The 11889-nt window shown below is 74.1% G+C and carries 14 protein-coding genes and 1 pseudogene; 7 read left to right on the forward strand and 8 right to left on the reverse strand.

Annotated elements, in window-relative coordinates:
• Positions 1–68 precede the first annotated feature (68 nt).
• The 5 genes and pseudogenes from AC27L3_RS12450 to AC27L3_RS12470 all read left to right on the forward strand — a co-directional run.
• Positions 69–1214 carry a VOC family protein gene (locus tag AC27L3_RS12450; protein WP_487234074.1) on the forward strand — a complete coding sequence of 382 codons (1146 nt, stop codon included), beginning with the start codon at positions 69–71 and terminating at the stop codon, positions 1212–1214.
• Positions 1211–2152 (forward strand): fumarylacetoacetate hydrolase family protein, encoded by a 942-nt coding sequence (locus AC27L3_RS12455; protein ID WP_487234075.1) that lies wholly within the window; start codon positions 1211–1213, stop codon positions 2150–2152. The genes AC27L3_RS12450 and AC27L3_RS12455 overlap by 4 nt, the downstream gene beginning before the upstream one ends.
• Positions 2149–4041, forward strand: a complete 1893-nt coding sequence (locus AC27L3_RS12460) for an acyl-CoA synthetase (protein WP_487234076.1) — start codon at positions 2149–2151, stop codon at positions 4039–4041. Before AC27L3_RS12455 ends, AC27L3_RS12460 begins: the two co-directional genes overlap by 4 nt.
• A complete protein-coding gene (gene mhpA, locus AC27L3_RS12465; protein WP_487234077.1) occupies positions 4038–5570 on the forward strand; it encodes a bifunctional 3-(3-hydroxy-phenyl)propionate/3-hydroxycinnamic acid hydroxylase MhpA in 1533 nt (510 codons plus the stop codon). The genes AC27L3_RS12460 and mhpA overlap by 4 nt, the downstream gene beginning before the upstream one ends.
• 89 nt (positions 5571–5659) lie before the next feature.
• Positions 5660–5892: pseudogene (locus AC27L3_RS12470) on the forward strand (transposase); the annotation flags it as partial.
• A 20-nt stretch (positions 5893–5912) separates the two neighbouring features.
• On the opposite strand, the gene AC27L3_RS12475 reads toward AC27L3_RS12470, so the two are convergent.
• The gene (locus tag AC27L3_RS12475) at positions 5913–6338 is read right to left on the reverse strand and encodes a pyridoxamine 5'-phosphate oxidase family protein (protein ID WP_487234078.1); all 426 of its coding nucleotides are present in this window, start codon (positions 6336–6338) and stop codon (positions 5913–5915) included.
• A gap of 105 nt (positions 6339–6443) precedes the next feature.
• On the opposite strand from AC27L3_RS12475, the gene AC27L3_RS12480 reads away from it, so the two are divergent.
• A complete protein-coding gene (locus AC27L3_RS12480; protein ID WP_487234079.1) occupies positions 6444–7478 on the forward strand; it encodes an ABC transporter permease in 1035 nt (344 codons plus the stop codon).
• Positions 7479–7585: 107 nt separating this feature from the next.
• The gene (locus AC27L3_RS12485; RefSeq protein ID WP_487234080.1) at positions 7586–7852 is read left to right on the forward strand and encodes a WhiB family transcriptional regulator; all 267 of its coding nucleotides are present in this window, start codon (positions 7586–7588) and stop codon (positions 7850–7852) included.
• 24 nt (positions 7853–7876) lie between these two features.
• Here the strand turns inward: AC27L3_RS12485 and AC27L3_RS12490 are convergent, their stop codons facing one another.
• The 7 genes from AC27L3_RS12490 to AC27L3_RS12520 are packed head-to-tail and all read right to left on the reverse strand — an operon-like array spanning position 7877 to position 11882.
• The gene (locus AC27L3_RS12490; RefSeq protein ID WP_487234081.1) at positions 7877–8296 is read right to left on the reverse strand and encodes a phage holin family protein; all 420 of its coding nucleotides are present in this window, start codon (positions 8294–8296) and stop codon (positions 7877–7879) included.
• Positions 8297–8311: 15 nt separating this feature from the next.
• Positions 8312–8869 (reverse strand): DUF892 family protein, encoded by a 558-nt coding sequence (locus AC27L3_RS12495; RefSeq protein ID WP_487234082.1) that lies wholly within the window; start codon positions 8867–8869, stop codon positions 8312–8314.
• 16 nt (positions 8870–8885) lie between these two features.
• Positions 8886–9017 carry a DUF6893 family small protein gene (locus AC27L3_RS12500; RefSeq protein WP_344437552.1) on the reverse strand — a complete coding sequence of 44 codons (132 nt, stop codon included), beginning with the start codon at positions 9015–9017 and terminating at the stop codon, positions 8886–8888.
• A 6-nt stretch (positions 9018–9023) separates the two neighbouring features.
• Positions 9024–9863: a hydrogenase maturation protease gene (locus AC27L3_RS12505; RefSeq protein WP_487234083.1), complete on the reverse strand. Its 840-nt coding sequence runs from the start codon at positions 9861–9863 to the stop codon at positions 9024–9026.
• Entirely contained in the window at positions 9860–10960 is a 1101-nt protein-coding gene (locus AC27L3_RS12510; protein ID WP_487234084.1) for a hypothetical protein, read from the reverse strand. The genes AC27L3_RS12505 and AC27L3_RS12510 overlap by 4 nt, the downstream gene beginning before the upstream one ends.
• A complete protein-coding gene (locus tag AC27L3_RS12515) occupies positions 10957–11649 on the reverse strand; it encodes a DUF6084 family protein (protein WP_487234085.1) in 693 nt (230 codons plus the stop codon). Before AC27L3_RS12515 ends, AC27L3_RS12510 begins: the two co-directional genes overlap by 4 nt.
• A complete protein-coding gene (locus AC27L3_RS12520) occupies positions 11646–11882 on the reverse strand; it encodes a hypothetical protein (protein ID WP_487234086.1) in 237 nt (78 codons plus the stop codon). The genes AC27L3_RS12515 and AC27L3_RS12520 overlap by 4 nt, the downstream gene beginning before the upstream one ends.
• Positions 11883–11889 lie beyond the last annotated feature (7 nt).

The raw sequence follows: 11889 nt of genomic DNA on the forward strand, positions 1-11889 counted from the left end.
GCTGATATCAGTTCAGATATTGCTATCAGAAGCGTGTTCGTTCGAGCCACCACTGACGGAGCCCCCTCATGTCGAACGACCGAGCCCGCCCGCCCGGGCCCGCCACCGCCCACCAGGACCTGCACAGCGAGCACGGGGCGCTGTGCGGGGAACACCCCGGCCGTGCCCGGCAGCCCGTGATCAAGGTGGCGGACCTGGCCTGGCTGGAGTTCGAGAAGCCCGACCTGGCTCGCGCCGAGGTGTTCGCCCGCGACTTCGGCTTCGCCGTCGCCGCGCGCACCGGCCGGGCGCTGTACCTGCGCGGCACCCTGCCCGGCTCGGCGTGCGTGGTGCTGCGCCACGGCCGCACCTCGCGGTTCCTCGGGCCGGTGTTCCGGGCCGCCGAGCGCGCGGACCTGGACCGCCTGGCGCGGGCCACCGGCCGTCCGGTCCGCGACCTCGGGGAGTTCGGCGGCGGGCGGGTCGTGGACCTGGCCGACCCGTCCGGCTTCCCGGTCCGCGTCGTCCACGGCACCGAGCAGCTCCCGGCCCTGCCCGACCAGTCCCCGCTCCTGCTCAACTTCGGCGGTGTCCGGGCCCGGACCAACACCCCCCAGCGCCCGCCCCGCGAACCCGCCCGCATCCAGCGGCTCGGCCACGTGGTCCTGGAGACACCGAGGTTCACCCGGGCCCTGGACTGGTACCTGGAGACCCTCGGCCTGATCGTCAGCGATTTCCTGTTCCTGGACGGCCGACGCGACCGCGGGCCGACCATGGCGTTCATGCGCTGCGACCAGGGCACCGTCCCGGTCGACCACCACACCCTCGCGATGCACCTGGGCCCGCGCACCGGCTACGTCCACTCCGCGTACCAGGTCACCGACCTCGACGCGATCGCCGCCGGCGGGCAGTACCTCGCCGAGCGCGGCTACAAGCGCAGCTGGGGCATCGGCCGGCACATCCAGGGCAGCCAGCTCTTCGACTACTGGCGCGACCCGGACCGCCTGATGGTCGAGCACTTCGCCGACGGCGACCTGTTCTCCTGCGACCTGGAACCGGGCTGGGCCCCGATGTCCGCGTCCGGACTGGCCCAGTGGGGCCCGCCGGCCACCCGCGACTTCCTCGGCGCCAGCCCCACCCCCGCCCTGTTCCGCGAGGTCGTTCGCGCGCTGCGCGCCGACAACGAGATCGACCCCGGCCGTCTGCTGGGCCTGATGAAAGCGATGAACCGATGAGCGTCAACGTCCTGCGCACCGCCGACGGCTGGTACGCCGTCCGCGAGCAGCGCGCCGTCCGGGTGCAGACCACGGCCGCCACCACCGCCGAACTGCTGGCCGACCGGGACGCCGTCACCGCCGCCCTGCACAGCGCCGACGCGGGCGTGCCGGTCGCCGACCTCGCGGTGCTCTCGCCGGTCACCCCGGGGCGCCGGGTCGTGGCCCAGATGGCGAACTTCGTCTCGCACGCGGCCGATGCGGGCCTCGACCCGCAGAGCGTTCCGCTCACCTTCTTCCGCAAGGCGTCCGGGTCGATCAGCGGCCCGTACGAGGACATCGTCAAACCCGCCCACGTCCGGCTGCTCGACTACGAAGTGGAGATCGGCCTCGTCATCGGCGCACCGATGCCGGCCGGAACCGAGGTCACCGCCGCCAACCTCGCCGACCACATCGCCGCCCTGGTGGTCACCAACGACGTCTCCGCCCGGGACCTGCAGCTGCCCAAGACCCAGTTCTACGAGGCCAAGTCCTACCCCACCTTCACCCCCACCGGACCCGTGCTGGTGCTACTGGAGGAAGGCGACCTCGACCGGTTCGCCGAGCTGCGGCTGCGCCTGTGGGTCAACGGGGACCTGCGGCAGGACATGCCCGCCTCCGACATGATCTACCGGCCCCTCGAAACCCTCCGGGCACTGACCCGCTTCCAGCGGCTGGACCCCGGCGACCTGCTGCTCACCGGCACCCCGGTCGGCACCGCACTCAGCGCGCCGCCCAAGCCGGTCGAGATCCTGGCCTCGCTGCTGCCGACCGCGACCAAGTGGCGGCTGTTCTTCAAGGCCCAGGCCAAGAACCCCAGGTACCTGCGGAACGGCGACCTGGTGGAGGCCGCCGTCGCCACCGACGACGGCGCCATCGACCTCGGCCGCCAGCGCACGACGGTGAGGTACGCCCGGTGAGTGAACTGCTGTGGCCCCAATACGCCACCCCTTCCGATCTGGCCGCGATCGAGGCCGTGCCGCTGGAAGCCCGTGGCCTTCCTGCCTCCACCTACGACCTGCTGGCCCGGGCCGCACGGCTCTGGCCCGACCGCACCGCCCTGACGGTGCTCCCCGAGGCCGAGCGGTGGCTCGGGCCGCTGCGGTGCACCTTCGCCGACCTGCTGGCCGAAGTGCACCGCTACGCCAACGTCATGCACCGGTTCGGGGTCCGCCGCGGCACCCCGGTCGCGCTGATGGCGCCCAACTGCGCCGAGCTCATCCCCGCGACGCTCGCCGCGCAGCTCGGCGGCATCGCCGCGCCGCTCAACGGCGCTCTTGCCCCCGCGCACCTGGCCGAGCTGCTGCGGCGCTCCGGCGCCCGGGTCCTCGTCGCCGCGGGCCCGGAGCTGGCCCCGGACCTGTGGGCGAAGCTGCCCGAGCTGGCCGAAGGGCTCGACGCGGTCCTGGTGCTTCGGCCCACGGCGGCTGTTGGCGATCCCGCGCCGCTGCCGCGGATCGACGGGGTACGCATCGCCTACCTCGCCGACCTGGCCCGGGCCGAGGAGGCGTCCGCATTCACGGGAGAACCACCCCGGCCGGGCGACCTGGCCGCGTTCTTCCACACCGGCGGCACCACCGGCATCCCGAAGCTCGCCGCCCACACCCACGCGAACGAGGTCGCGAACGCCTGGATGATCGCCGCCAACTCGCTGCTCGACGGCGACGCCGTCGTCTTCGCCGCCCTGCCGCTGTTCCACGTCAACGCCCTCGTGGTCACGCTGCTGGCGCCGCTGTTCAAGGGCCGGCAGGTGGTGTGGGCGGGGCCGCTCGGCTATCGCGAACCCGCCCTGTACGGGCAGTTCTGGTCGATCGTCGAGCACTACGGCATCGCCGCGATGAGCGCCGTGCCGACCGTCTACCAGGTGCTCGCCCAGTGCCCGGTCGGCACGGCGGACATCAGCAGCCTGCGGTACGCCATGGTCGGCGCGTCGCCGCTGCCCGACGCCGTCCGAACCGCATTCGAGGCCCGCACCGGGGTGACGCTGGTCGAGGGCTACGGCCTGACCGAGGCCACCTGTGCCAGCGTCCGCAGCTTCCCCGACGCGCCGCGCCCCGGCACGGTCGGGCAGCGCATGCCCTACCAGCAGGTGAAGGTCGTCCACCCGGAATCGGGGGCAGGGCTGCCCGCCGGGCGGACCGGCCTGCTTGCGATCGCCGGCCCGACCGTGTTCGCCGGCTACGTCACCGGCCGCGACACCCATGGCCGTCCGGTCCTCGACGGCCTCGGCAAGCTCGTGGACGGCTGGCTGGACACCGGCGACCTGGCCCGGATCGATACGGACGGGTTCGTCCACCTGGCCGGCCGCGCCAAGGACCTGATCATCCGTGGCGGCCACAACATCGACCCGGCCGTCATCGAGGACGCGCTGCTCGCCCATCCGCACGTCACCGGCGCCGGCGCGGTCGGACGCCCGGACCCGCACGCGGGCGAGGTCCCGGTCGCGTACGTGACCCTCGCCCCGGAGACGGACGTGACCGAGGACGAGCTCCGCCAGTGGGCCGCCGAACGCGTCCCGGAACGCGCGGCCGCACCGAAGTCCGTCACCGTCCTCGCCGCCCTGCCGGTGACCGACGTCGGCAAGCCCTACAAGCCCGCCCTGCGGGCCGACGCCACCCGACTCGCGGTCGCAGAGGCCCTGGCCGGCCACGGCCACGGCATCGAAGTCGACGCGGCGGTCGAGGACGGGTCCGTCCTCGTGTCCGTCACCCCCGGCACCGGCGACCGCGAGGCCATCAGCGCGGTCCTCGACCAGTACGCCCTGCGCTGGACCTGGTCCCGGCCGACATTCGGTCCGGTGACATCATGACCGCCGATACCGTCCCGGTCGTCATCATCGGCGCCGGCCCCACCGGGCTGACCGCGGCGACACTGCTGGGCCAGTACGGCATCGAAACCCTCGTGCTGGACCGATGGGAGTCGGTCTACCCACTGCCGCGGGCGGTCCACCTCGACGACGAGATCTACCGGCTGCTCGCCCGCCTCGGCGTCGCCGAGGAGTTCGCCACCATCTCCCGCCCCGCCCACGGCCTGCGACTCCTGGACCGCGACCTGCGGCTGCTGGCCGAGTTCCGGCGCGGCGCCGCCCTCGGGCGCCACGGTCATCCCGAGGCCAACATGTTCGACCAGCCCCAACTGGAGGAGCTGCTGCGCGCCAACCTCGAACGGCACCCGACCGTCGCCCTGCGCGGCAACGTGGACGTCACCGCGATCGAGCAGTCCGACGGCGGCCCGGCGCGAGTACGGTTCACCGACCGGACCACCGGCGAGGCCGACACCGTGACCGCCGGGTACGTGCTCGGCTGCGACGGCGCGAACAGCCTGACCCGCAGGGCGATCGGCTCCACCATGCACGACCTGGCCTTCACCCAACGCTGGCTGGTCGTCGACATCGCCACCGACGCCGACCTGCACCAGTGGGAAGGCGTGCACCAGGTCTGCGACCCGGTACGCGCGGCCACCTATATGCGCATCGGCGAGCGCCGCTACCGCTGGGAGTTCCAGCTCCTTCCCGGTGAAAGTGCCGACGACTACCGCGACACGACCCGCCTGCATCCCCTCGTCCGGCCCTGGACCGGAGACCTCCCCGCAGACGAACTGCAGATCGTGCGCACGGCCGAGTACACCTTCCGCGCGCAGATCGCCGACCGCTGGCGCGGGCAGCGGCTCTTCCTGCTCGGCGACGCCGCCCACCTCACCCCGCCCTTCATCGGCCAGGGCATGGGCGCCGGCCTGCGCGACGCCGCCAACCTCACCTGGAAGCTCGCCGCCGTCCTCGACGGCCGCCTCCCCGAACATGTGCTGGACAGCTACGAGACCGAACGCAAACCCCACACCCGCTCGATGATCACCCTCGCGAAGCTGATCGGCACCGCCATGACCGCCGGCGGGGACACCGGCAACGCCCTGCGCCGCTTCCTCGCACCCCATCTGCACCGGCTCCCCGGCCTGAGCAACCGCATCCTCGACAGCCGGACCCCGGCGCTGCACCGCTCAGCCCTGGTCGACCGCGGACGGCTCGGCCTCGGCCTCGCGGGACGACTGTGCCCCAACGCCCCGCTGCCGGACGGCCGACGCTTCGACGACCTGGCCGCGGGCCGCTACGCGCTGGTCACCTTCGTACCCGTCACCCCCGCACTGCGCTCCGAGCTCCACGACCGCGGCGGTGTCCTGGTCACCGCCCCGCCCGGCACCGCTCTGCACCGCTGGCTCCGCCGGGGCCGCATCGCAGCGGCGCTGGTCCGCCCCGACGGCACCGTCCAACGCACCACATCTGACCCGAAGGCCCTGGGCGGGCTGCTGTCCGCATCGAGCTCCTGCGGGCGCGCCCGGGGGTGATTGCGTGTCAGGGCGAGGCGAGTTGACGGACGCGGCGTGGGAGCGGATCGGACCTCTGTTGCCGAAGCGGGGCGGACGTGGCCGTCCATGGCGTGATCACCGCCAAGATTCACCTCGCCGTCGACGGCCGCGGCCTTCCGCTGTCCATCGTGCTCACGCCGGGCAACATCAACGACGCCACAGCCTCGTAGTCGAACGATGCTTCGCCCGCCTCAAGCAGTTCCGTGCCATCGCGACGAGGTTCGACAAGCTCGCCGAACGCTACCTGGCCGGGATTGTCATAGCCGCTCTGATCTTGTGGCTGCGAGAACTCGTCGGCTGATTATTCGTGTCGGACAGGCCCTAGAACGCTCCCATGTCCGCCGAGAGCCAGTGTTCCGGGCGCATATAAATGGCCACGTGCTCGCCCAGATGCGTCTGTTCGTACTCCACGAAGGCCGCGACCCGCTCCGGTGGCAGGTAGCGCGCGGCCATCTGCCAGGACAGCTCCCGGCTGCCGGGGGCGATCCGGGTGACCGGACCCTCCACGGACACGTAGCGCACGGTCGGGTCCGTCCGCTGCGCCATCAGGCTGAATCGGCCCGCCGCCTTGATGGCCTGCGCTTTGCGCGAGTGCGGGCCCGTGTGGATCCACAGCTCGCCGCCGGGCGCGTAGTGGTACCAGATCGGGACGGTCAGCGGCCCTCGGCCGCTCTGCCCGGTCACCGCCAGGGCACCGATGTGGGGTTCGGCCAGGAATTGCTCTCGTTCGTGAACGGACAACGCCATGTGTTCGACGGTAACACCGGCTGCCGGCCGTCGGCGCGGGGCGCGGGCCGTCCGGCCGGCGGCACCGGCCGCGCCGGATGCCGATCCTCCGCTTATCGTGACGGCATGGGTGGCGACGACCCCGCGACGCAGCGGCGACGATGGAGGGCCTTCCGGCATTCGCCGTTCTTCCCCGCCGTCGTGGTCTGCCTCATCACGGCCGCGGCCGCGGGCCTGTTCGCCGGCTCGTACACGTACGCCATGGCCAACCCCACGCCCCACAACATCCCCACCGCCGTCACCGGGGTTCCCCCGCCCGAGGTCACCCGCGCCGCCTTCGTCCAGGGCATGGAGAAGGCGCTCGGCGCCGAACTCAGGCTCCGGCACTACGCCACCTACGCCGACGCCCGCCGCGCGGTCGACGAGCAGAAGGTCTACGCGATCCTGCGCGAGCGCCCCGACTCCGCCGAACTGGACGTCTCCGGGGCCTCCGGCGCCACCGTCGCCCAACTGCTCGCCCAGACCGCCCCGCAGGTCGGCCGGGCCATCGGCGCGCCCGTCACGGTCAAGGACATCAACCCCCTGCAGAAGGGCGACCCGCGCGGACTGGCGCTGTTCTACATCACCCTCGCCGCCGTCGTCGTCGGCTTCGTCGGCGCCATCCAGCTCAGCGTCAACGCCGCCGCCCTCAACCCGGGCGAGCGCATCGCCTTCACGGCCGGCTACGCCCTGCTCGGCGGGTTCGCCATCGCCGCCGTCGTCGACTGGGGCCTGGGCGCCCTGCGCCTGCCCTTCGTGGAGTCCTGGCTGATCCTTGCGCTGACGATGTTCACCTCCGGCATGGTCTTCTCCATGTTCAACTCCCTGATGGGACGCTGGGCGATGCTGCCCACCTGGGGCCTGATGGTGCTGCTGGGCAATCCCTCCTCCGGCGGCGCCGTCTCCTGGCCGCTGCTGCCCTCGCTGCTGGGCGCGGTCGGCCGCTGGCTGCCGCCCGGCGCCTCCGTCAACGCCCAGCACACCGCGGTCTACTTCCACCACCGCCAGCACTTCTTCCCCTTCGCCGTGCTCCTGGTGTGGGCGGCCGTGGCGTGCGCGGTCTTCTGGACCTGGCGTCATCGCCACCCCGGCGGCCGGCCACCGATGCGCCCGGCCCGCTGACATCGCGCCATCCCCCGTGCATATCCGCGCCGCCCCCGGTTAGCCGCTACGGGAACGCCGCAACGGCGGAGACGACAGCCACCGGCGACAGGGAGGAAGCGCGCACAATGAACTGGCGGCAGTACGCCAAATGCCGGCACGAGGACCCCGATCTGTTCTTCCCCATCGGCAGAAGCGGCCCCGCCCTCGCCCAGGCGGAGGACGCCAAGTCGGTCTGCCGCACCTGCCCCGTGCAGGAGCAGTGCCTGCGGTGGGCGATGGAGACCGGGCAGGAGTACGGCGTGTGGGGCGGCACCAGCGAGGACGACCGGCGCGCCCTGCGCCGCGCCCGGCAGCGCCGGCAGCGCGCCGCGGAGCAGAAGCACGCGGCCTGAACGAGCACGGGGCACGATCCCCTCTCACTCCCGGAACGGCGGCCCCTCGCGCACCTGGTCCAGGGCCTGCTGGGAGGCCCTGCGCACCTCGTACAGCTGCCGGCGCCCCCACCACGCGAGGCCCGCGCCGCACACCGCGTACCCGGCGCCCAGCGCCGAGGCGGCGCACCGCCGCGGCATCGACCGCTCCAGGGCGGCCAGGGCCGCCTCGTGCGCCGAGAGCACCGCGAGTGCGCCGCACACCGTCGCGGCCGTCAGGGCGAGCGTGCCCAGCCCGGCCCGGCGCAGCGATGCCACGGCCTCCGGGCGCGCCCGCTCCAGCTCGCGCCGCACCAGCTCCACGACGTCGCGCGAGAGCCGCTCGGCGGCCGCGGCGAGGGTCGCCTCGTCCTCGGGCGAATGAGCCCGCCCGGACCGCCGCGGCCGGGGTCGTCCGTGCGCCATGACGCCTCCGCCCGCCTACCGCTGCCGGTCCCCGCCGGCGATGCCGCGCAGGGAGCGCGTCGTGCCGGGCGGCGGGGCGGAGAGCACCCCGGCGTGCCGCAGGGAGACGTCCAGCAGCAGGTCCCACTTCTCGTCGACGGCCGCGGCCGTCGCCCGCTCGTCGGCCAGATGCCGTGCGGCGACCTCGGCGGTCGCCGTGTCCCCGGCGCGCTGCGCCAGGTGCCGCAGCAGTTCGTAGCCGGCGACGGCGGCGTGGACGAGGGTGTACGCGTCGCGGGCGTGCTTGCCGGCGTGGTCGGCCCGCACCCGGGCCAGCAGCCCCTCGGCGAGCGCCGCGGCGGCCAGCCCGGAGTCCTTGGGCGCCGAGGCGTGCCGGTCGTGGGCGGCGAGCCGGTCCTCCAGCGCGCCCAGGTGGGCGCGCGTCAGCTCGCGGTGGTGCTCCAGCAGGTCGCGCAGCTCGGGGGCCCCGGCGGTGGAGATCAGCGCGCCCAGCGCGGTGTCCACGAGCTTCTCCAGCGCGTGGGCGTCCTGCAGGTGCGTGAGGAACACGTCCTCGATCGTCGGGTGGCTCATGGTCGCGGGTCCGTCCTCACATGCTCTCCATCTTGATGTAGCGCACCGCGTCGGGCGTGCTGAAGGCAATGGCCGCGAGCGCGGCCGCGGCGAGCGCGCCCACCGCGATGCGCACCACGACCGCCGGGATGAAAATGCCGTTCCGCATGTCGAGTCACCTCCTTGCCGCGTCCGCAGTCAGTGCGCCGCGCGGATCGCGCAGCAGCTCCTCGGTCAGCGACGGCAGCCACGCCGCGGCCTCGCCGACCGCGGCCCGCACCGGCGGGCTGAGCCCGACCTCCACGTCCGCCTCGTCGCCGCGCATCCGCAGCAGCGGCTCGCAGCCGAGCACGAGGACGCGCGGCAGTTCCAGGCCCTCCTGGCGGGCCAGTTCGCGGGCCAGGGCGAGCACCTTGACCGGATCCATGCCGTGCGCCCCGGGCGCGTCCGCGAGGGCGCCGACGTCGTCCGGGCCGACGTCGATGAGGCGGAGGGTGCCCGGGCTGCCGCCGCGCGGGGCCGCGTCCACGAGCACGGCCGCGTCGTAGCCCTCCAGCAGCCGGTAGGCCAGGTCCATGCCGCGGATGCCGAAGTCGGCGGCGTGCACGCCCTGCGGCAGTGACCGGCCCAGCAGGGCGGTGATCACCTCGGGGCCGAAGCCGTCGTCGGCCAGGAAGAGGTTGCCGATGCCCGCGACCAGCACGCGCCGGCCGCCGTGCGGCGGCCGCGCCGCGGCGCCGGGCCCGTCCGGACCCGTGGCGGCGTACGGCTCGACCTCCTCCGGCGCGAAGAAGAAGCGGTGCCCCAGGCCCGTGGCGAAGTCCCGCCCGGCGTCCCCCTGCAGGCTCACCACGAGGTGGACGCGGCCCTCCATGTCCTCCTCCACGGCCTCGACCTCGGCGGTGCGCCCGGTCAGCGCCAGGTCGAGCACGTCGGTGCGGTGCAGCGGCCGCAGCCGCACCGTGCTGCCGCGGCCGAGCCGTACGCCGGCGACGACCACCGTCCGGGCGTTCACGCCCCCTCCCGCGCGGGGGCCGGTGCGGCGGGCGGGACGCCGCGGAGGGTGCCGTGCAGGGCCATCAGCTCGCGCGGGGACAGCGCGGCGCAGCGGTCGAGGATCTCCCGGGCCCTGGGATCGCTCGCCCGGGCCTCCTGCTGTTCCTCGGCGGTCAGGGCGAGCACGCTGAGGACCAGCAACTGGTCGATCTCACCTCCGTCGAACATCGGTCCCGGGCTCTCGGGCGCGACGCAGGGGAAGTCCTCCAGGGTGACGGGCGAGGCCAGCACGGTACGGCAGCGGTGCCGGTCGCCGTCCGCGGGCCCGTCGGGGCCGGCCACCAGGGCCGGCCACACGCCCTCGTTGCGGCACTCCCGCGCCGCCTGCGCGAGGGGACCGGCGGGCGGGGCGGCGAGCGAGACGAACGCACCCTCGCCCGCGCACTCCAGCACCGCGTGGGTGGAGAGGAAGGCGTGCCGGGCCAGTTCGTCGCGGGCCGTGCGCCGGCCCGGCTCCACCGGCGGGCACGGCGAGGCGTTGTGCAGGGTGACGCCGACCCGCCAGGCGCCGCCGCCCAGCGGCACGGCCGCGACCTCCAGCGCTCCGGCCAGCGGCTGCCAGCTGCGTACCAGGCTGCCTTCCGCTCGCCCGTCCGCGCCGGTCAGCACCTCCTCGCAGCGACCGCCCGGCACCTCGACGGGCACCCGCAGCGGGCCGTCGCCCGGGGACCACGGCGGCAGCGGCCACTCGCGCTCGGTGGCCTCCTGCCAGGTCAGGTGCCGGGTACCGGCGACGGTCAGGGCGTCGACCGGCTCCCGGCCGCCGTCCGGCCGCCGCCGGTGCACCTGCCGGTCGACGGCGTGCAGGAACCGCACCCGGCCCCGTACGCGCACCGGCCCGGGCGCCTGGAGCAGCACCTCCGTGCGCATCCGGTCCCGCTCGCCCAGGGCCGCCGCGCAGGTGGCGGGAAAGACGGCGCCGAACGTCCAGCGCCGGGTGTTCTTCAGCGCCGAACGACGGTAGGGCCACAGTAGGTAGCCCTCGTACAGGCAGGTACGGGTGATCTCGTCGACGGCCCGGGCGACCGTGCCGGGGGCGGGCGTGCGCGCAGTCATCCGGCGGCCCCCTCGACGAGGTCGCGGACGGTCTCGTCCCAGCCGGCCAGTGCCCGGCGGTCGCGGTGGGCGGCGAGGAGGTCGTGGGTCTCCCGCGAGACGCGCAGCCAGCTCTGCCCGCCGAAGTAGCGGCCCGTCAGCTCGTGCCACTGACGGGCGGGCAGCCGGTGCAGCGCCTCGCCGTTCCAGGAGATCTGCGAGGTGCGCAGCCTCCCGTCGTCCCCGGTGTGGAAGACCGTGCCGCTGAAGTGGAACTCCAGCGGCACCTCCCCGTCCCGCACCGCCTCGAAGTAGGCGGTCACGGCCAGCTCGCACTCGCGGGTGCACGGCACCGGCAGCTGAAGGACTGTGCGCGTGTCGAAGGGCGCAACGAACGTGGTCAGCCGCGCCCAGGACAGGGGCCGCATGCTGGTGGCCCACTGCTCGGGCCGCCCGAACAGCCGGGCCAGAGCGAGCCGTTCGCCGTCCGCCGGGCGCCGGCGCGCCGGCGCGATGCGTACGTCCGTGGTCAGCGCCACCGAGCGCACGGGTCCGCCGCCGGTGCGGGTGAGGGACAGCCGGAAGGCCAGCGTCGGCACGGCGGCGTGCTCGAGCGCGCGGCAGCCGGTGACGGCGAACGACAGCTCGGCGATGTCCTCGCGCCGCGCCGGCCCGGGCGGGCACCCGCCGGGGGCGGTGGGCGCGCTCATGCGGGGGAGAGGTTGGGCATGCCGGGCAGGATCGGGTTCTTCGGGCCCGGGTTGACGCCGGTCGACCGGCGGGAGGAGGACCGCTGGTCCTTCTGGTGGCCGGGCTGGCGTTTGTAGTGTCCGGTGTGGTTGCCCTGCCGTACGCCGGGGACGTGCGCGGGCTTGTCGAGGTGCACGTGGGGCTTGCCGACGGTGATGGCGGCCATGCTGTTCGACGCTTGCGTGCGGTCCATCTCGCCT

The sequence above is a fragment of the Streptomyces sp. PKA51 genome (assembly GCF_057552455.1).